The sequence below is a fragment of the uncultured Desulfovibrio sp. genome (assembly GCF_949282365.1).
Taxonomy (GTDB): Bacteria; Desulfobacterota; Desulfovibrionia; order Desulfovibrionales; family Desulfovibrionaceae; genus Desulfovibrio.
Window position 1 is genome coordinate 90,407 of the sequence record NZ_CASDOY010000003.1, and the last position, 18,993, is coordinate 109,399.

The 18,993-nt window shown below is 65.9% G+C and carries 18 protein-coding genes; 12 read left to right on the forward strand and 6 right to left on the reverse strand.

Annotated elements, in window-relative coordinates; genetic code table 11:
- Positions 1 to 3: 3 nt before the first annotated feature.
- The 3 genes from carA to Q1X76_RS01970 all read left to right on the forward strand — a co-directional run bounded on the left by carA (position 4) and on the right by Q1X76_RS01970 (position 2,650).
- The gene (gene carA, locus Q1X76_RS01960; RefSeq protein ID WP_300717707.1) at positions 4 to 1,131 is read left to right on the forward strand and encodes a glutamine-hydrolyzing carbamoyl-phosphate synthase small subunit; all 1,128 of its coding nucleotides are present in this window, start codon (positions 4 to 6) and stop codon (positions 1,129 to 1,131) included.
- A 797-nt stretch (positions 1,132 to 1,928) separates the two neighbouring features.
- The gene (locus Q1X76_RS01965; RefSeq protein WP_300717709.1) at positions 1,929 to 2,354 is read left to right on the forward strand and encodes a hypothetical protein; all 426 of its coding nucleotides are present in this window, start codon (positions 1,929 to 1,931) and stop codon (positions 2,352 to 2,354) included.
- Positions 2,355 to 2,395: 41 nt separating this feature from the next.
- Positions 2,396 to 2,650 carry a glycine zipper domain-containing protein gene (locus Q1X76_RS01970; protein ID WP_300717710.1) on the forward strand — a complete coding sequence of 85 codons (255 nt, stop codon included), beginning with the start codon at positions 2,396 to 2,398 and terminating at the stop codon, positions 2,648 to 2,650.
- A gap of 545 nt (positions 2,651 to 3,195) precedes the next feature.
- Here Q1X76_RS01970 and Q1X76_RS01975 read toward each other — a convergent pair.
- The 6 genes from Q1X76_RS01975 to Q1X76_RS02000 form a co-directional block, all read right to left on the reverse strand.
- Entirely contained in the window at positions 3,196 to 3,768 is a 573-nt protein-coding gene (locus Q1X76_RS01975) for a UbiX family flavin prenyltransferase (protein ID WP_300717711.1), read from the reverse strand.
- Between the two features lie 293 nt (positions 3,769 to 4,061).
- Positions 4,062 to 5,555, reverse strand: a complete 1,494-nt coding sequence (gene hysA / locus Q1X76_RS01980) for a NiFeSe hydrogenase large subunit HysA (RefSeq protein WP_300717713.1) — start codon at positions 5,553 to 5,555, stop codon at positions 4,062 to 4,064.
- Between the two features lie 68 nt (positions 5,556 to 5,623).
- Positions 5,624 to 6,574 carry a NiFeSe hydrogenase small subunit gene (hysB, locus tag Q1X76_RS01985; protein WP_300717715.1) on the reverse strand — a complete coding sequence of 317 codons (951 nt, stop codon included), beginning with the start codon at positions 6,572 to 6,574 and terminating at the stop codon, positions 5,624 to 5,626.
- Between the two features lie 165 nt (positions 6,575 to 6,739).
- On the reverse strand, positions 6,740 to 7,609 hold the full coding sequence (gene amrB, locus Q1X76_RS01990) for an AmmeMemoRadiSam system protein B (RefSeq protein ID WP_300717717.1): 870 nt from the start codon (positions 7,607 to 7,609) through the stop codon (positions 6,740 to 6,742).
- 428 nt (positions 7,610 to 8,037) lie between these two features.
- A complete protein-coding gene (locus Q1X76_RS01995; protein ID WP_300717718.1) occupies positions 8,038 to 9,300 on the reverse strand; it encodes a dihydroorotase in 1,263 nt (420 codons plus the stop codon).
- The gene (locus Q1X76_RS02000) at positions 9,301 to 10,254 is read right to left on the reverse strand and encodes an aspartate carbamoyltransferase catalytic subunit (protein WP_300717720.1); all 954 of its coding nucleotides are present in this window, start codon (positions 10,252 to 10,254) and stop codon (positions 9,301 to 9,303) included.
- A gap of 359 nt (positions 10,255 to 10,613) precedes the next feature.
- Here Q1X76_RS02000 and Q1X76_RS02005 point away from each other — a divergent pair, with 359 nt between their 5' ends.
- The 9 genes from Q1X76_RS02005 to Q1X76_RS02045 all read left to right on the forward strand — a co-directional run bounded on the left by Q1X76_RS02005 (position 10,614) and on the right by Q1X76_RS02045 (position 18,851).
- Complete coding sequence (locus Q1X76_RS02005) at positions 10,614 to 11,411, forward strand: sulfite exporter TauE/SafE family protein (protein ID WP_300717721.1); 798 nt, start codon at positions 10,614 to 10,616, stop codon at positions 11,409 to 11,411.
- Between the two features lie 130 nt (positions 11,412 to 11,541).
- Positions 11,542 to 12,405: a YitT family protein gene (locus Q1X76_RS02010; RefSeq protein WP_300717723.1), complete on the forward strand. Its 864-nt coding sequence runs from the start codon at positions 11,542 to 11,544 to the stop codon at positions 12,403 to 12,405.
- 5 nt (positions 12,406 to 12,410) lie between these two features.
- A complete protein-coding gene (locus tag Q1X76_RS02015) occupies positions 12,411 to 13,613 on the forward strand; it encodes an amidohydrolase family protein (RefSeq protein ID WP_300717725.1) in 1,203 nt (400 codons plus the stop codon).
- Between the two features lie 100 nt (positions 13,614 to 13,713).
- The gene (locus tag Q1X76_RS02020; RefSeq protein WP_300717726.1) at positions 13,714 to 14,052 is read left to right on the forward strand and encodes a histidine kinase; all 339 of its coding nucleotides are present in this window, start codon (positions 13,714 to 13,716) and stop codon (positions 14,050 to 14,052) included.
- Positions 14,053 to 14,247: 195 nt separating this feature from the next.
- Positions 14,248 to 15,363 carry a branched-chain amino acid ABC transporter substrate-binding protein gene (locus tag Q1X76_RS02025; RefSeq protein WP_300717728.1) on the forward strand — a complete coding sequence of 372 codons (1,116 nt, stop codon included), beginning with the start codon at positions 14,248 to 14,250 and terminating at the stop codon, positions 15,361 to 15,363.
- A 75-nt stretch (positions 15,364 to 15,438) separates the two neighbouring features.
- On the forward strand, positions 15,439 to 16,344 hold the full coding sequence (locus Q1X76_RS02030; RefSeq protein ID WP_300717730.1) for a branched-chain amino acid ABC transporter permease: 906 nt from the start codon (positions 15,439 to 15,441) through the stop codon (positions 16,342 to 16,344).
- A complete protein-coding gene (locus Q1X76_RS02035) occupies positions 16,341 to 17,369 on the forward strand; it encodes a branched-chain amino acid ABC transporter permease (protein WP_300717731.1) in 1,029 nt (342 codons plus the stop codon). Before Q1X76_RS02030 ends, Q1X76_RS02035 begins: the two co-directional genes overlap by 4 nt.
- On the forward strand, positions 17,366 to 18,139 hold the full coding sequence (locus Q1X76_RS02040) for an ABC transporter ATP-binding protein (RefSeq protein ID WP_300717735.1): 774 nt from the start codon (positions 17,366 to 17,368) through the stop codon (positions 18,137 to 18,139). Before Q1X76_RS02035 ends, Q1X76_RS02040 begins: the two co-directional genes overlap by 4 nt.
- A 1-nt stretch (position 18,140) precedes the next feature.
- Positions 18,141 to 18,851: an ABC transporter ATP-binding protein gene (locus Q1X76_RS02045; RefSeq protein WP_300717736.1), complete on the forward strand. Its 711-nt coding sequence runs from the start codon at positions 18,141 to 18,143 to the stop codon at positions 18,849 to 18,851.
- The last annotated feature ends 142 nt before the right edge of the window (positions 18,852 to 18,993 follow it).

The following is an 18,993-nucleotide window of genomic DNA, read 5'->3' on the forward strand; positions in this document are numbered from 1 at the left end:
GCTATGAAAGCATTACTGGTACTTGAAGACGGTTTCTGCCTTCAGGGCAAATCCTTCACCGGCGATTTCGAGACCGGCGGGGAAGTCATTTTCAATACAGGCATGACCGGTTATCAGGAAGTGCTCACCGACCCCTCCTATTACGGGCAGATGGTGTGCATGACCTACCCGCTCATCGGCAACTACGGCATCACCGCCGAGGACATGGAGTCCGGCCGCGTGCACATGCGCGCCCTGCTGGTCAAGGAATGCTGCAAGGAGCCTTCCAACTGGCGCGCCAAGGAGACCCTGCCGGACTTCCTCAAGCGCTGGAACGTGCCCGGCATGGAAGGTCTGGACACCCGCGCCCTGACCCGTCATCTGCGCATCAACGGCGCCATGCGCGGCGTCATCTCCACCCGCGACCTGGATGTGGAGAGCCTGCGCGCCAAGGCCTGCGCCCTGCCCAGCATGGAAGGCCAGAACCTGGTGCCCTTCGTGGCCGCCAAGAAGCCCTACGTCCTCACGGCCGAAGGCCCCAGGGACGTGCAGTTCGGGGCTGACGGCGCCTATGCCTGGCAGGGCACGGGCATCCCGCTGCTGGTCTATGACTTCGGCGTCAAATGGAACATCCTGCGTCTGCTGGCCGAAGCCGGTTTCGAGCCTCTGGCCGTGCCGCCTTCCTTCACGCTGGACCAGGCCCGCGCCAGCGGCGCCAGGGGCGTGTTCCTGTCCAACGGCCCCGGAGACCCGGCCACCCTCAAGGACGAGATCGCCATCATCCGCGAGCTGGTCAAGGAATTCCCGGTCACCGGCATCTGCCTGGGCCATCAGCTCATCGGCCACGCCCTGGGCGGCACCACGGCCAAGCTGAAGTTCGGCCACCACGGCTGCAACCATCCGGTCAAGGATCTGGGCACGGGCCGTATCGAGATCTCGTCCCAGAACCACGGCTTCCATGTGGTGCTGGACGGCCTGGACGATGTGGAAGCCACCCACATCAACCTCAACGACCAGACCCTGGAAGGTCTGCGCCACAAGACCCTGCCGGTCATGAGCGTGCAGTACCATCCCGAGGCGGCCGCCGGTCCCCATGACGGGCGCTACCTCTTCGACCGCTTCCACGAGATGATGAAGGCGGCTCTGGCCTAGGAGGGACTGTTCGCGCAGCCGGCGTCCGTCCGGCCGGAAAGAGGTTCGCGGCCAGGCCGATCCCGCAGGGCTCCCGGCAGTACCGGGAGCGCGGTCCAGGGTCGCTGCCGTGCCCTCCTTGCTTCGGCGCATGCCATGCTGCGAGAGACATCAGCCGAGCCTTTGACGGGGCTCTCCCTTGAGGGAGGGCCCTGTTTTTTTGTGCTGTCCGCCTGGGCAAACTTTCTTCTGGGCGGGCATTCTTCTGGGCAAGCATTGCGCCCGGGCGGCGATCCTGTCCGCGGCCGTTCTGCCTGGCCACAGGCGACGCGGCCCGGGCTGGACCGGCGCTTTGCGGCATCCCACACGTCCTGTCCACACCATTCCGCCCGGCTGACGGGCGGCGCGGCAGGCCTTGAGCCTGCTCCGTCCCCTGCGCGGCTGTCTCCATCCCCGGCGTATGGCATTTGGCGACTTGGCTCGGTTCTGCATGACGTTGCATGAGGCTTCCTCCGGTGCCCGGGGACAGCCCGACATAAAAGTCCGGCGGACGGCACCGCGCGTCAGCGCAGGCCACGCCGGCGGTGGGCCGGGACACGAAGCGTGGCGCTGAGGGCACATGACCGGAGATCACGGGACGTGGGACACGTTTTGTCCCCGGCACGCTGACGCTTCGCTCACGCGACCGGTGCCAAGGTCCCTTCACAGGCTTGCCATCCCCTGCGCACTTGGGCTATCGTACTGATATCGGTCCGAATCTGCCGCAGGCGGGCGGGCCTTCAACTGCCCGCAAGGGCAACAGAGCAAAGGAGTCCGGCGTGAAAAAAGCTATCATGAGCCTTTGTCTGGCAGCGGCGCTCATGCTTGGGGCTGTCAGCGCCCAGGCTGCGGAAGAGGGCAAGGGGAACAATCCCGTGCTGCAACTGACGGGTACCGTCTGGCAGCAGACCACCCTGGAGAACAAGCTGAGCATCCTGTTCGGCATGGATATGGTCATCGCCACGGAATACTTCGTCAACAGCCGGGAAGCCGAACTGGCCGCCAAGAACGGCAAAGTGCCCGTATCCACCCTTTCCAAGTTCGAAAAGGGCTGGATGAAGGCCTTCAAGGACGTGAAGCGCACCACCATCGTGGAAGAGGTCGATGCCTGGTACGCCGCGCATCCCGACAAGCTGGACCGCACTGTTCTGGGGGTCCTCTGGTTCGAGCTGATCACGCCGCGTCTTGCGGCAGCCAACCAGTAGTGGCCCGCAGCTGATACGTCATGCGTATTGTGGAGACATCTATGAAAAAACTGTTTGCGATCGTTTTGATGGCCGCCTTCATGGCGACGGGCGTGGCCTGCACCAATATGTCCCCCACCCAGCAGGGTGTGGCCAGCGGCGCAGCCCTCGGCACGCTGGGCGGTGCCGGTGTGGCCGCCATTTCCGGTGGTTCCGTGGGCTGGGGCGCTCTGGCCGGTGCCGGTATGGGCGCGCTGGCCGGCGGTATCGTAGGCAATCAGCAGGAGCGCGACCGCCACTATCATCGTGGCTGGTAGCCCGCTCGACGACACAGCATACCAGGGCCGCTCTTTCGGGAGCGGCCTTTTTGCGTTCCCGGGGCAGCGGGGGAGCTGTCCCGGCGCGGACCGTCCCCGGTGGAGGCCCGGCCGGGCCTTGAAGTATGGGCGCGCGTGCCTGTCGGGAAGGGGTATCGAGGCATTCGTCCTCATGGAGCCCGAAGCGGGCGTGTATCGCCCGGACAGGACAGACCGTCCCGCGTGTTTTCGCTCTATCGCTTTTTCCTTTCCCTTGCGGCCCCTTGATGCGCCGTACACCGGCGCGGGTAGGGCGGTCCAACGGGAATCATCCTCAATGGAGGCCGCTCCGGGCGACGACGGAGGCCGTTCCAGCGGCCCTGCCGCGGCTTCCCGGCAAAGATTGCCCGGGATGGGGCGGAAGAGCCTACGCCTTCGGCATGCCCGTTCATCAACGCGGCCTGCCTGGAGAGCCGTGCCTGGAGAGCCATGACCGGAGAGCGTGGGATGAGGGCCCCGCCACGCCGGCGCATCCGGCATGGCCTGCCGGAGCAGCTAAACAGCGCTCAGGCCGGCTCGCCTCCCTGCCAGCGTGTGCAGAGCTGGTGGGGGAGGCCCAGACGGTCGAAGATACGGCCGCAGAACTGGCTCATGAGCCCTTCCAGACTGTCCGCGCCGGTATAGAAGGCGGGCATGAAGGGCATGATGACGGCCCCCGCCTCGCGGGCCTGGAGCATGTTGCGCAGATGGATGGCGCTCAGGGGGCTCTCGCGCGGGACTAGGATCAGCGGGCGGTCTTCTTTCAGGCAGACATCGGCGGCCCGGTGCAGCAGGTTGCTGCCCGCGCCCGTGGCGATGGCGGCCAGGCTGCTCATGGAGCAGGGGCAGACCACCATGCCGTCATGCTGCCAGGAGCCGCTGGCCGGAGCAGCGCCCAGGCAGGCCGCGTCATGGCTGACCGTGGCCAGATCGCCCAGGACCTCCGGGGCCAGGCGGCATTCGGCCTCCAGCACGGCACGGGCCCCGGAAGAAAGGATGAGGTGGCTTTCCACGTCGGGCATGGCGGCCAGATGGCGCAGCAGGCACAAGGCCAGCGGCATGCCGCTGGCGCCGCTGACGCCCACGATGATGCGTTTCATAAGCTCTCCTTGCGCGTCTTTTCCCGCGGCCGCATGCCGGCCGACAGGCGCCCCGTATCCTTGTCAAGGCGGATGGACCCGCGTCCCTACTGCCATAAGGCCGGACGGCACCACGTTTTTGGCTGCGGCCCGCTCACGGCCACAGCCGCGCGGCGCTCGCGGCGCGGGACGCCGGCCCGTGACCGGTGGCGGGGCGGGAGCGGGGAATAGAGGATACGGTGGCACGGCCAAAATGAAAAGTCCCCCCTGCCGCAAAGGACAGGGGGGACGAAGCGACGGATCGCGTGCGGGACTTAGCCCAGGTTCACGATGGATTCTTCGCCGGTCTCAGCGTGCAGCACGTGCACGGCGCAACCCAGTCACGGGTCAAAGGCGCGGATGGTGCGCCCCACATTGACGGGGTTGTTGATGTCCGGGATCTCCACGCCGATGAGGGCTTCTTCCAGAGGACCACGGCGGCCCTTGTCGTCACGCGGCGAGCAGTTCCACAGGGTGGCGGAAATGATCTGGTAGCTGTCGATCTTCTGGTCCTTCACACGGATGTAGTGGACCAGGGAGCCACGGGGAGCTTCGGAGCAGCCGTAGCCTTCGGCGGTCTGCGGGATCTCGAAGGGGGTGAAGGTCTCGGCGCCGGGCTTGATCTCCTTCAGCCAGCCTTCGATGGCATCGGCGATGAGCAGGGCTTCTTCCGCGCGGGCCACATGGCGGCCCATGATGGAGAAGACCGTATCCCAGCCCAGATCGCGGATGTTGCGGGCTTCGATGCCGAACTTTTCCTTGAGCATCTTCACGCCCACCGCGGACAGCGGGGGATTGGCCACCCACATGCGGGCGGCGGGGCCCACTTCGACGACTTCGCCGTCGTAGCGGGGGGCCTTGACGAAGGAGTAGGCGTCCTTCTTGTCCACATCGGGCTTGGTCTCGGCGGCAGCGGCACCCTTGCCGCTGGTGGCGCCGTCGTACCAGGAGTACTTGAGGTCTTCGGTGATCTTCTTGGGATCGAAGGGCACGTCACGGCCGTTGAGGTAGACACCGGCCTTGAGCAGGTGGGTCTTGCCGTCGTCGGTCATGGGGAAGACGCCGAAGCAGGAGCAGCTGCGCACGCCCTGGCCCTGCTTGAACAGGTCCTTGTACACAGAGCCCACGATATAGGTGATGGGCAGGTATTTTTCAGCGATGAACTGGCGCACCTTCTTGAAGCGGGCCGCGTATTCCAGCAGGGCTTCCTTGGTGGGCATTTCCGTGGCGCCGCCGGGCACGATGCCCTGCACATGGGGCATGCGGCCGCCGAAGAGGGCGACCATCTCGTGGGCGATGCGGCGCACTTCCAGGGCTTCCAGATACTGGTCCACGCCCACCTTGTTGGCTTCGGGGGGCAGGCGCAGGTCGGGCTGGGCAAAACGCGGCACGAAGGGCGCGGTGTCGGGACCGGCCACGAAGTCCAGGGCGGCCAGGTGATAGAAGTGCAGGATGTGCGACTGCAGGTAGTTGGCGCCCAGGATCAGGTTACGGGTGAGGCGGCCGTTGCCGGTCACCTTGATCTTGAAGGCGTCGTCCTGGGCCAGGGCGGAAGCCATGGCGTGGGAAGTGGGGCAGACGCCGCAGATGCGCTGCACGATCTGGGTGGAGTCGCGCGGGTCGCGCCCTTTGAGGATCTGTTCAAAACCGCGGAACATCCCGCCGGTGAGGTGGGCGTCCACAACCTTGCCGTTCTCCACCACCACTTGGGCCTTGAGATGGCCCTCGATTCTGGTGACGGGATCGATGGCGATAGTGGCCTTGGCCATAAAGCTCTCCTTTGAACGTCAGAAAAAATGGAAAAAGCCGAAGACCGCTTCCGGCAGCACCAGGTGACCTAGTTGCTGTAGAAGGGGCTCTGTCCGTCAGGGAACGTGGGCTCGGTGCAGCCGATGCAGATGGCGTTGGCCACGCACCAGTTGACACCGTTCCATTTGCGTTCAAACGAGTCGCAGTACGCGCCGGGGCCCTTGCAGCCCAGGTCATAGCGGCAGCCGCTCTTGTCGGTGAAGGTGGCGGAGAACTTGCCTTCATCGTACTTGGGCAGGTAGGGGCAGTTTTCGTGCACGTTGCGACCGTAGAAGGGCAGCGGGCGACCCTCGCTGTCCAGCAGGGAGACGACTTCAGCCAGGCCGGCTTCCAGACCCTTTTCCTTGATCTTCTGGAGGGCCAGGGCGATGGTGCCCACGATCCAGTCGGGCTGGGGCGGGCAGCCGGGGATGTTGACCACGGGGGTCTTGATGCCGGCCTGCTTGAGCAGGGCGCCGGTGCCCACGGCTTCCGTCACGGAACCCTTGGCGGCGGGGATGCCGCCGTACGCGGCGCAGGTGCCCAGAGCCAGCACGGCGGCGGCGTCAGGAGCCAGCTTTTTGACCAGGTCGGCCATGGTGATCTCCGTATGGCCTTCTTCGGCGACCACACAGTAACGGCCGTCCTTGGCCAGGGGGATGGAGCCCTCGATGGCCAGGAAGAATTTGCCCTTGAAGTTCCGGGCAATGTTCATCATGTGGGTGTAGGCGTCGTGGCCTTCACCGCCCATGACGGTCGGATGGTACTCAAGGCTGATGATCTTCAGCAGCACATCCGCGATAGAGGGGTTGACGTTGTTCAGCAGTGAAACCGAACAACCGGTACAGCCCTGTCCCTGCAACCAGATGACAGGGGGGCGCTCGCCGGTCAGCGTGCCAGCCAGAGCTTCGCGCACCGCAGGATGGAACATCTGCGCCACGCCGAAGCCCGCCACTGTGCCGGTACACAGTTTGACGAAATCACGCCTGTTGAGACTCATGCATGCCTCCTCATGTTGGCGTAGTGAAAAAAAACGGCAGTCGGGTATGCCTGACGGCATATATCACAGATGTATCAAGCCCTGTGTATCGTGTCAACGTGGCTGTCCGGGAAACAGGCTTGGAATAAGGGATTCCGAGCAGATCGATCATCTTTCCTGAAAACGTCAGCAGGCGAAAATGCGCAGACCGGCATAGCCCACCACATGGCCCGCATCACCGGAGATGGCGGCGGAGGTCTCGTGCAGGACCAGGCTCAGGCGCGTCTGCCGGCGGGGCTGCCAGGCGCGCAGGGCGTACAGGGCCAGGGCCAGCGGTGCGGCGCCGCACATGCTGATGCGCCGGGCGTGTACGGTCTGCAGCAGGGCATCGCCGTCGGCCGTGAAGGCGGCCTGCAGGGCCAGCTCGTCCTTGCGCAGGGTGGTCTGCTGGTCCTCGTAGTGGTTCATGTCCGAGCTGACCAGCAGCAGGGGGGGCTGCCCGTCACGGACGCGGCAGCGCTCCAGCACCCGGGCCAGCCGCTGGCCGGCGGTCCTGAGCACGGGCGCCTGCCGGGTGCCCACGCAGACCGGCACCATATGGAAGGGAGCGTCCCCCGCGCAGACCTGGAGGAAGGGCAGCAGGACCTCGATGCTGTGTTCACGGGCATGGCCCGTGACATCGGCGCAGAAATCCTCGTCGGCTTCGCAGAGCAGGCGGGCCATCTCGCCGTCCACGGGCACGGGGCCCAGCGGGGTCTGCCAGGCCCCGGCGGGCCAGACGGACAGGGGCGTGCCCAGGCCGGTGTGGTTGGGGCAGAGGATGAACAGGGTCCGGGGCAGACGCACATGGGCCAGGGTGGCGCCGATGACGCGGCCGCTGTAGATGTGCCCGGCGTGGGGCAGCATGAGGCCCGCCAGCTGCGCCGCGTCCGCGTCATCAAGAGCGGCCGCAGGCAGGGACGCGCCCTGTTTCAGGAACGACGCCACTTCGGCACGCAAATCGGCCGGAGCGTCGGTATAAAAACGGCCTGCGACAGCGGGCTGGCGAAGATGCATGGCGGTATCCTCCTGAAAAGGTCCTGGACTGGGAAAAGCATAGCCCTGCCGGGCGGCAAAGGCCAGTGTCGCCGAGACGGTCCGCCCGGCGGGAGCGGGCGCGGGTAAACGTCCGGGGAGGGCGGGGGCGGCGGGCAGGCATGCGGCGTGCGTCGGGCGAAGGCCCCAGCGACGTGCGCGCATGTCTCGTCCCGCTGCCTTGCGCAAACGCGGATGGTCCATCACCGCATGCGGACATGAGAAAGGCACCTTTGTGTCCCAAAGGTGCCTTTCTGTCGTTGGCGCAGCTCAAGGCCGGTGTTGCACGGTCCGCGTGTCCCGGCCCCGGCGAGAAGACCCGTATGGGGGGCGAGGGGGCTGGCGTCGCGGGCAGCGGCCGCAGGGCCGGGACTCGCCCGCAAAGGTACGGGCGCTCGCGCGCCCAGCTCCTAGAACAGCTGCACGCCGCCCAGCCAGTGATGGCGGACGCGGCCCTGCAGCTCCTGCCCCAGGAAGGGCGTATTATGGCTCTTGGAATACAGGGTCTCGCGGCTGACGGTCCACTTCTCGTCAGGATCGAAGAGGAAGAAGTCGGCCGGGTCCCCGGGCTCGAAGCGGTTGAGGGGCAGCTTGAAGATCTCGGCCGGGCGCACGCTCCAGAGGCGGTGCAGGTCGGCCTCGCTGATGACGCCCTCGCGCACCAGCTGCCAGGTCAGGCTCAGGGCCAGGTCCATGCCGGTGAAGCCGCAGGGGGCCTCGTCCAGGGTGCGTTCCTTCTCATGGGCGGCATGCGGGGCATGGTCGGTGGCCAGGATGTCGATGGTGCCGTCCTTGATGGCGCGGCGCAGGGCCTCGCGGTCTTCGGGGCGGCGCAGCGGCGGGCTGACCTTGGCGTTGGTATTGTAGCCGTCCAGCGCGGACTCGTCCAGGGTCAGGTAGTGGGGGCAGGTCTCGGCCGTGACCTTGACGCCGCGGGCCTTGCCCCAGGCGATGATGTCCACGGTGAGGGCGCTGGAGACGTGGGCGATATGCACGGGCAGATCCAGATACTCGGCCAGCATGATGTCACGGGCGGCCTGCACGGCCTCGCCCACCGGGGGCTGGCCCTTGACGCCCAGGCTGCCGCTGAGGGGGCCTTCGTTCATGACCCAGCCGCGGGCCAGAGTGCTGTCCTCGCAATGGTCGATGAAGGTCAGGCCCAGGTCGGCGCCGTATTCCATGACGCGGCGCAGCAGCTCGGTGCCGGGCATGGGGCGGCCGTCATTGGAGATGGCCACGCAGCCGGCTTCCTTGAGTTCCTGCAGGGGGGCCATCTCCTCCCCGGCCAGGCCCACGGTGGCGGCGGCGATGGGGCAAAGGCGCGGACCGTGGGGATGGGTCCGGGCCGCGCGGTCCAGCATGAAGCGGGTGACGCTGGCAGTGTCGTTGACGGGCCTGGTGTTGGCCATGCACATGACCGAGCCGAACCCGCCGTGCGCGGCGGCTTCCAGACCGGTGTCGATGTCTTCCTTGTATTCGAAGCCGGGCTCGCGCAGATGCACATGGGCATCCACCAGGCTGGGCATGAGGATCAGGCCGCGGGCGTCCACGATCCGGCTGCCTTCCGGGGCGGCGTGATGACCGGCGGGGGTCATGGTCACGATCTTGCCGTCCTGCACCAGCAGGTCCACGGGAGCGTCCAGATGACGGGCGTTCTTGATGCACAGGGTCATTTAGCAACCTCCATCGTTGCGGGTGGCCAGCAGATACAGGACGGCCATGCGGGTGGCCACGCCGGAGGCCACCTGGTCGAGCACCAGGCTGCGCGGGTCGTCGGCCACATCATTGGAAATTTCCAGCCCGCGGTTCATGGGGCCGGGATGCAGGACCTTGACGCCGGGGTGGGTGAGTTCCAGATGACGTTCGGTCAGGCAGAAACGGCGGGAATATTCGGCGAGGTCGGGCAGCAGGCCGGCCTGCTGGCGTTCCAGCTGCAGGCGCAGGCACATGACGGCGTCGGTATCGCGCACGGCCCGGTCCAGATCGCCGTACACGTCCACGGGCCAGGACTCCACCCCGGCGGGCAGCAGGGTGCGCGGCGCGCACAGGCGCACCCTGGCCCCCAGCATGGTGAGCAGGTGGACATTGGAGCGGGCCACGCGGCTGTGGGCGATGTCGCCCAGGATGAGCACCTGCTTGCCGGCAAAGGCGTCGCCCCAGACCTGCCGCAGGGCGAAGCTGTCCAGCAGGGCCTGGGTGGGATGGGCATGCCAGCCGTCGCCGCCATTGACGATGCCGCAGGAGACGCGCTCGGCCAGGAACTGGGCCGCGCCGCTGCTGGGATGGCGGATGACGATGACGTCCGGCCCCATGGCCTGCAGGGTCAGGGCCGTGTCCTTGAGGCTCTCGCCCTTGTTGAGGCTGGAACCGGACTTGGCCAGGGAGTAGGTGTCCGCCGACAGGCGTTTGCCGGCCACATCGAACGACGTCTTGGTGCGCGTGCTGTTCTCCACGAAGAAGAGCACCACGGTCTTGCCCTTGAGGGTGGGCACCTTCTTGACGGGTCTCAGGTTGATTTCCTGGAAGCTGGCGGCCACGTTCAGCAGATGGCGCACGTCCTGTGCGTCGAGCTGGGTGACGTCCAGCAGGTCTTTGTGCGGCCAGCGGTACGGAGTATCTGTAGTCATGGCGTCGTGGTGGTTGCAGATTAAAAAAAAGCCCGCTCAAAAGCGGGACAAAAAGGGAAACCGGGCAGACCCCCTGCGAATGGCGTTCTCAGGGCGCAGATTTCCGCGGTACGTTGCCAGACATTGCATGGGGGAAAACCTAGACGCTGCCGGACGCTTTGTAAAGGAAAAAGTCTGTTGACGCCTTGGGGGCCTTTGTCTACCTTTTGTGGGCATTGCGCCGGGCGGACGGCGGGTGTCCGGTGCTTTCCCGAAAGGCGGGGGGGCTCGGGGCCGGCCGCCTTTTTTCTTTCCCTGCCGGATCGCGCCGCGTGCGTGTCACGGCATGTCCGGCGCTGTTTCCATGGAGGAAGGTCGCCATGTTCGTTTCCATCATTGTCTATCTGTGCTGCGGCGCCGTGGCCGGTGTGCTGGCCGGTCTGCTGGGCGTGGGCGGCGGCATCGTCATCGTGCCCATGCTGGTGGCGGTCTTTCCCAGCCAGGGCGTACCCGCCGGATATGTGCAGCAGCTGGCCCTGGGCACGTCCCTGGCCAGCATCATCATCACGTCCATCTCCAGCAGCCGGGCCCACCACAAACGCGGCGCGGTCCACTGGGACATCTTCCGCAACATCACGCCCGGCATCCTGCTCGGCACCTTCCTGGGCGGTCTGGTGGCCACCCAGATGCCGACCCTGTTCCTGAAGGTCTTTTTCATCTGCTTCCTGGGCTTCGTCTCCGCCCAGATGCTGTCCAACTACCGTCCTCCGGCCAGCCGCGAGATGCCCGGCGCCCTGGGCACCGCCGGCGTGGGCGGCGTCATCGGCCTCGTCTCCAGCTTCGTGGGCATCGGCGGGGGCACGCTCTCCGTGCCCTTCATGAGCTTCTGCAACGTGCCCCTGCACCATGCCGTGGGCACCTCGGCGGCCATCGGCTTCCCCATCGCCGTGGCCGGCACCCTGGGCTATATCGTGGGCGGCTGGGGCGAGCCCGGCCTGCCGGCTGGCTGTCTGGGCTTCGTGAACCTCACGGCCTTCTTCGGCATCGCCGCCGCCAGCTTCCTGACGGCGCCCATCGGGGCGCGCCTGTCCCACTCCCTGCCCACGGCCAAGCTCAAGAAAGGCTTTGCCGTCTTCCTGATCATCGTGGCCCTGCGCATGCTGGCGGGCCTGTTCTAACGCTGTTTTGCCGGAAGGCGCTCCTGTGCCTGCCGCCCCCCTGGAGCGCGGCGGCAGGCGGGCCCTTCCGGCTGTTTTTTTGCGGCCGGGCACGAGGTCCGTCCCGTAAACCCTCCGATCCGGGAGAGCCATGAAACTGAAGACCTACAACAGCAGGCTGGCGGAATCCGTCTGGTGGAACCTGCTCTGGCTGACCATCGGCGCCTTTTTTGTCACGGTATGCATCTCGAGCGTGGTGGCCCAGCACTCCATGCTCTCGGGCGGCGTCCTGGGCATGGCCCTGCTGGTGTTCTACAGCACCGACCTGCTGACGCCACTGGTCTGGTACCTGCTGCTCTCTATCCCCATCTGGGTCTGGGGCTGGTTCTTCGTGGGGCGCCGTTTCCTGCTGTATACGGCCTACGGCACCATCTGCACCACCATTTTCGGCATGTTCGTCAACTTCCAGATCCCCATCAACAACGAAGTGTACGCGGCCGTGGCGGCCGGCGTGCTGCACGGCGCCGGTGTGGGCATGATGCTGCGCACCCTGGGCAGCAGCGGCGGGACGGACATCATCGCCGTGGCCCTGAAACAGCGCTGGAACATCCCCATCGGGCAGTTCAGTTTCGCGGTCAATATCTGTATCTTCCTGGCGGGCGCGTTCCGCCTGTCGCTGGACATCATCATCGCTTCCACCATCATGATGTTCATCTCGGCCAACACGCTGGAATATGTGGTGGGCCTGTTCAACCACCGCAAGCTGGTGATGATCATTTCCGATCATGGCGAGGAGATCAGCGAGGCCATCCTGGTCAGCGAGCGCTTCGGCGTGACCCTGATCCGGGGCAAGGGCGCCTATTCCGGTGGCGACAGGGAGATCCTGCTCACCGTGACCAACAATGTGGCGCTCAAGCGCCTGGAGAATCTGGTCTTCATGGTGGATCCCAAGGCCCTGTTCGTGGTGGAGAACACCTTTTATGTGTCCGGCGGCCAGTTCTCGCGCCGGGGGTGAGGACCATGCCTGACCAGCACGACGACCGGCTCCGCGTCATCCGCGCCCGGACCATCCTGGACATGCTCGGCGAGCGTCCCGCCACGGGCCGGGACCTGCTGCGCCCCTTGCGGGGCCTGGACAACGCGGCCCTGCTGGTGCGCGGCGACCTGGTGCTGGACGTGCTGCCCTGGAAGAGCGTGCGCCTGCCCGCCGGGACCCCGGTGACGGACATGGGCGACGTGACCCTGATGCCCGGCTGCATCAATGCCCACTGCCATCTGCAGCTTTCGCATACGGCGGGCCGGACGCTCTTCGGTGCGGGCTTCACGGCCTGGCTGCGCAGCCTCATCGCCCTGTTGCGCGAGCCCCATGACGCTACGGCCCTGACGCGGGCCTGCCGGGACATGGCCGCCGCAGGCACCGCCCATGTGGGGGATTATGCCGGGGACGGCCTGCTGGACGTGGATGCCGCAGCCCGGGCCGCGGGCCTGTCTGTGAGCCATTTTTGCGAATGGTTCGGCGGCCGGGCCCCCTTCATCGACGGGGAGCGCCCCTGGCCGCCGCGTTGCCGTCCGCTGCTGGAACAGCGCCCCGGGCTGGCCGCCCGCTGCGCACCGGCAGGCCACGCCCTGTACTCCACCGATGCCCGCGTGCTGCAGGATGCCCGCCAGTGGTGCCGCCTGCACGGCCGTGTCTTTGCCCTGCATCTGGCGGAATCCGAGGACGAGACGCGCCTGTTGCTCCACGGCGAAGGCCCGTTGTGGGACTGCTACCGGGGCATGGTGCTGCCCGAGGACTGGCCCGTGCCGCATCTGCGCCCCCTGGCCTATGCACGGCGGCTGGGCCTGCTGGGGCCCGGGACCCTGGCCGTGCACGGGGTACAGCTGGAAGCCGCCGAGGTGGCGGACCTGGCGGCCAGCGGCAGCGCCCTCTGCCTCTGCCCCCGCTCCAATGCCTGTCTGGCCGTGGGCACCGCACCGGTGCCGGCGCTGCTGGCATCGGACCTGCTGTGCTGCCTGGGCACGGACGGCCTCAGCTCCAACACGGATCTGGATGTGCGGCAGGAAGCCGTTTTTTTGCGGGAAAAGCTGGACGTTGCCCCGCAGGCCCTGATACGTTGCCTCACTGTGAACGGGGCCGCGGCGCTGGGCCTGACAGGATACGGCAGCCTGACGCCCGGGAGCAGGGCGGTGACCAGCGTGCTGCCCGCGTCGCTTTCCCTCTGATCCCCATGCGTTTTCGGCCCGGCATCCCTGCCGGTCCTCTGCGACAGTTGCGCTTCATCCCCAACAGAATCATCAAGAACGAGCAAGAACAGGAAAGGTTATGAGCGAAGCAATCCTTGACTGGAAGGAAGCCATGACGCGCGTGGACACCACGCACGGGCGCTATGTGAAGCTGCTGCGGAACTTCATCGAGACGGAACGGGATACCCCCGTCAAGGTTTCGGTAGCGTTGAAGAACGGACAGCAGGAAGAAGCCCGTGCCATGGTCCATGCCACGCGCGAAGCCGCCGCAGAACTGGGCGGCAAGGCTCTGGCCGCCGTCGCGCTGGAGCTTGAGATGGCCATCAAGGCCGGTGCGGACACCACGATGGTCCTGCATCGTTTCGACAGCGTCACCACGGATACCCTGGTGGCCATGGCGACGGTGGCTGCGCAATAGGTACATGTTTTTTTCCGCCCGTCCCGTCCCCGGCGAAGGGGAAAGGCGGAAAAAAGCCCTTTTTTTCCCACTCTTGCAACTGTCGCGGAAGGCCCTTTCCGCCCCGGGCGGGGCACAAGGAAAGGGCTTTTTCTTTTGTGTGTTTTGGGATAAGCTGTCCGCTTGCAACAACTCGTATCTTTGGGAGAGTAGCTTATGAAAAAGCTCGGGCTTTTGCTGGGAGTGGTAGCCTTGCTTGTGCCTTCTCTGGTCCTGGCGGGCGAGATCAAGATCGGTCTGATGTGCCCGCTGACGGGCAAATGGGCCTCCGAAGGGCAGGACATGAAGAATATCGTGACCTTGCTCGTGGATGAGACCAACGCCAGGGGAGGCATCAACGGCAACAAGGTGGCCCTGGTGGTGGAAGACGATGCCGGTGATCCGCGCACGGCCGCCCTGGCCGCCCAGAAACTGGCCTCCGCCGGTGTCCTGGCGGTCATCGGTACCTACGGCTCCGCCGTGACCGAGGCCACCCAGAACATCCTGGCCGAGTCCGAGCTGGTGCAGATCGGCACCGGTTCCACCAGCGTGCGCCTGACCGAGAAGGGCCTGCCGCTCTTCTTCCGCACCTGTCCGCGTGACGATGCCCAGGGCAAGGCCGCTGCCGCCGCCATCATCAAGGGCGGTTACAAGCGTGTGGCCCTGCTGCACGACAATTCCTCCTACGCCAAGGGCCTGGCCCAGGAAAGCCAGTCGGCCCTGGAAAAGGCCGGCGTGAAGATCATCTTCTATGACGCCCTGACCCCCGGCGAACGCGACTATACCGCCATCCTGACCAAGCTGAAGGCCGCCGATCCCGACCTGATCTTCTTCACCGGCTATTATCCTGAAACGGGCATGCTGCTGCGCCAGAAGAAGGAAATGGGCTGGAACGTGCCCATGATGGGCGGTGACGCCGCCAACCATCAGGACCTGGTCAAGATCGCCGGTCCCGAGGCCGCCGCGGGCTACTTCTTCGTGAGCCCGCCCCTGCCCCAGGACATGGACACCGCCGAAGCCAGGAACTTCCTCAAGGCCTTCAAGGAGCGCTACCAGACCGTGCCCGTTTCCGTGTGGGCCGTGCTGGCCGGCGATGCCTACAAGGTGCTGGAGGCCGCCATCGCCCAGGGCAACGACGATCCCGAAAAGATCGCCGCCTGGCTCAAGCAGCTCAAGGACCTGCCGACCCTGTCCGGCAAGATGGGCTTTGACGCGAAGGGCGACCGCGTGGGCGACTTCTACCGTATCTACAAGGTGGACAACGCGGGCAAGTTCGAGCTCCAGGCCCGATAAACAGTCATCAAGAAGCGGGGCGGCGGGCAAGGGCCCCCGCCCCGTAAACTGCGCCTTGTGGCGCACGACCGAGACATGGAACAATTTTTTCAGCAACTTCTGAACGGTCTTGCCGTAGGCGGCATCTACGCGCTGGTGGCCCTGGGCTACACCATGGTCTATGGTGTGCTCAAGCTCATCAACTTCGCGCATGGTGACTTGTTCACCATCGGCGCCTATCTGGGCCTGACCCTGCTGGTGAGCTGCAACCTGGCGGGCGTGCTGCCGCCTGTGGTGGCCGTGCTGGCGGTCTTCCTCATGGTGGGCGTGCTGGTGGCCATCATCGGCTGCCTGCTCGAACGCACGGCCTACCGTCCCCTGCGCAAGGCCGGACGCCTTTCGGCCGTGGTGTCCGCCCTGGGGGCCTCCATCTTTTTCCAGAACGCCGTCATGCTGGTCTACGGTGCGCGCTTCTACGTCTATCCAGACTGGCTGCGCCCGGACTTCACCGTTGACATCTTCGGCATCGCCGTGCCCGGCGTGCGCCTGATGGTCATCGCCGCCAGCGTGATCCTGATGCTGGCCCTGTGGGCCTTCATCCAGCGCACGCGCATCGGCGCGGCCGTGCGCGCCGTGGCCATCGACCAGGGGGCCGCCCGCCTCATGGGCATCAATGTGGACCGCATCATCTCCCTGGTTTTCTTCATCGGTCCCGGCCTGGGCGGTGCCGCCGGCCTCATGGTGGGCATCTATTACGGGCAGATCGACTTCACCATGGGCTGGTCCTACGGCCTCAAGGCCTTCACCGCCGCCATCCTGGGCGGTATCGGCAACATCCCCGGCGCCATGCTGGGCGGCCTGCTGCTGGGCGTCATCGAGGCCCTGGCCGCTGGCTACATCGCCATCGCCTGGAAGGACGCCATCGCCTTCACCGTGCTGATCCTCATCCTGATCATCCGTCCTACGGGCATCCTGGGCGAAAGGACGGCCGACAAATTATGAAGCGCACCATCGTCATCGTCGCGCTGGCGGCGGTCCTGCTGGCCCTGCCCCTGTTCGCCAATCCCTACTGGACCGACGTCTGCGTCAGCATCGGCCTCTACGCCCTGCTGGCCCTTTCGCTCAATGTCATCCTGGGCCAGGCCGGCATCTTCCATATGGGCCATGCGGCCTTCTTCGCCGTGGGCGCCTACACCACGGCCATCCTGAACACCATGTACCAGTGGCCCATCTTCCTGACCATGCCTGTGGCGGGTTGCGCGGCGGCCCTGTTCGCCATGGTGGTGGCCCGGCCCATCATCCACCTGCGCGGCGACTACCTGCTCATCGTCACCATCGGCATCGTGGAGATCGTGCGCATCGCCCTCATCAATGACGTGGGCGGCCTGACCGGTGGTTCCAACGGCATCTTCGGCATCGGCCGTCCCGTGATCTTCGGTTTCCGCGTCTTCAAGCCCCTGCATTTCTACTATCTGGTCTGGGGCATGGTGGGCGTCAGCCTGCTGCTGTTCTACGGCCTGTGGCGCTCGCGCATCGGCCGTGCCCTCAACTACATCAAGGAAGATGACGTGGCTGCCGAAGGCTGCGGCGTCAATGTGACCCATTACAAGCTCATGGCCTTCGTGCTGGGGGCCTTCTGGGCCGGTATGGCCGGCACCCTCTATGCCGCCAAGATGACCACCATCGCCCCGGAATCCTTCAACTTCATGGAATCCGTCATCATCTTCGCCGTGGTCATCCTCTCCGGCGGCAGCCAGCTGGGCGTGCTGGTGAGCGCCTTCCTGTTCATCGGCCTGCCCGAACTGCTGCGCGAGTTCTCCGGCGCGCGCATGCTCATCTTCGGCCTGGCCATGATGCTGATGATGATCTGGCGTCCCCAGGGCCTCATGCCGCCCGGGAGCCGCCGCTACGGCGTGGCGGCCCTGCTCGAGGCCATCAAGGCCCGTGCCTGCGCCGCCGCCGGCAGCGACGTCGCCCGCCTGACGGAGAGCGTCCGGGCCGGGGAGAAGGAAGGAGGCCGCGCATGAGCCTGCTGGAACTGCATGAGATCAGCAAGATCTTCGGCGGCCTGATCGCCATCAACGAGCTTTCCTTCTCGGTGGAGCAGGGCAGCGTGGTGGGGCTCATCGGTCCCAACGGCGCGGGCAAGACCACGGTCTTCAACTGCATCACGGGCAACTACCGGCCCGAACACGGCAGCGTGCATTTCGGCGGCCGGGACATTACCGGCAAGCGCCCGCACAATATCGTGGAACTGGGCATCGCCCGCACCTTCCAGAGCATCCGCCTGTTCGGCAAGCTGCCCGCGCTGGAAAACGTCCTGGCCGGGCGCCACTGCCGCCTGAAGTCCGGCCTGCTGTCCTCCATGCTGCACACTCCCTGGCAGCGCCGCGAGGAGCGCGCCGCCGTGGCACGCTGCATGGAAGAACTGGATTTCGTGGGCCTGGCCGACCATTACGCCGAGGCCGCCAGCAGCCTTTCCTACGGCAACCAGCGCCTGCTGGAGATCGCCCGCGCCCTGGCCTCCGATCCGCGCCTGCTGATCCTGGACGAGCCTGCCGGGGGCATGAACGACCAGGAGACCGTGGCCCTGGTGGACACCATCGCGGCCATCCGCGACCGGGGCATCACCGTGCTGCTCATCGAACACGACATGCGCCTGGTCATGCAGATCTGTGAACATATCGTGGTGCTGGAAAACGGCACCCTCATCGCCCAGGGCACGCCCGACCATGTCCGCAACCATCCCGCGGTCATCGAGGCCTACCTGGGTTCCGACGATTCCGAGACGTGGTAATATGGCACTGCTGACGCTTTCCAACATACATGTCCGTTACGGCAGCGTGGAAGTGCTGCACGGTATCGACCTGCACGTGGACGAAGGGGAGATCGTGACCATCCTGGGCGCCAATGGCGCGGGCAAGAGCACGACCCTGCTGTCCATCAGCGGACTGGTGCGGCCCTGTGAAGGGGAGATCATCTTCGACGGCAAGCCCCTGCTCAAGTATCCCAGCCACGAGGTGGTGAACATGGGCATCGCCCAGTCTCCCGAAGGCCGTCGCGTCTTCGGTGCCATGACCGTACTGGAGAACCTGCGCCTGGGCGCGTTCTGCATCCGCGAGCAGGCGCGCAGCGAACGCACGCTGGAGTGGATCTTCGAGCTCTTCCCGCGTCTGTTCGAGCGCAAGCAGCAGCTGGCGGGCACGCTTTCCGGCGGCGAGCAGCAGATGCTGGCCATCGGGCGTGCGCTCATGGCCGAGCCCCGGCTGCTGTTGCTGGATGAACCTTCGCTAGGCTTGGCACCGCTCTTGGTGCGCTCCATCTTCGAGACCGTGCGTGCCATCAACCAGAAGGGCGTGACCGTACTGCTGGTGGAGCAGAACGCCCGCGCCGCCCTCAAGCTGGCCACGCGCGGTTATGTGCTGGAAGTGGGCAACGTGGCCATGGAGAACACGGCCGCCAGCCTGCTGGCCGATGCCAGCGTACGCGAGGCTTATCTGGGCGGCTAGGCTGTCCCGGACACTGTGCTGAACAAAAGGAGCTCCTGCCTGCTGTGCGGGAGCTCCTTTTTTGCGTCCATGCCAGCAGATGGGCCGGCAGCGGTCGGGAGCGGCCGTCTGCGGCATGGCACGCGGACAGAGGCCCTGCCGT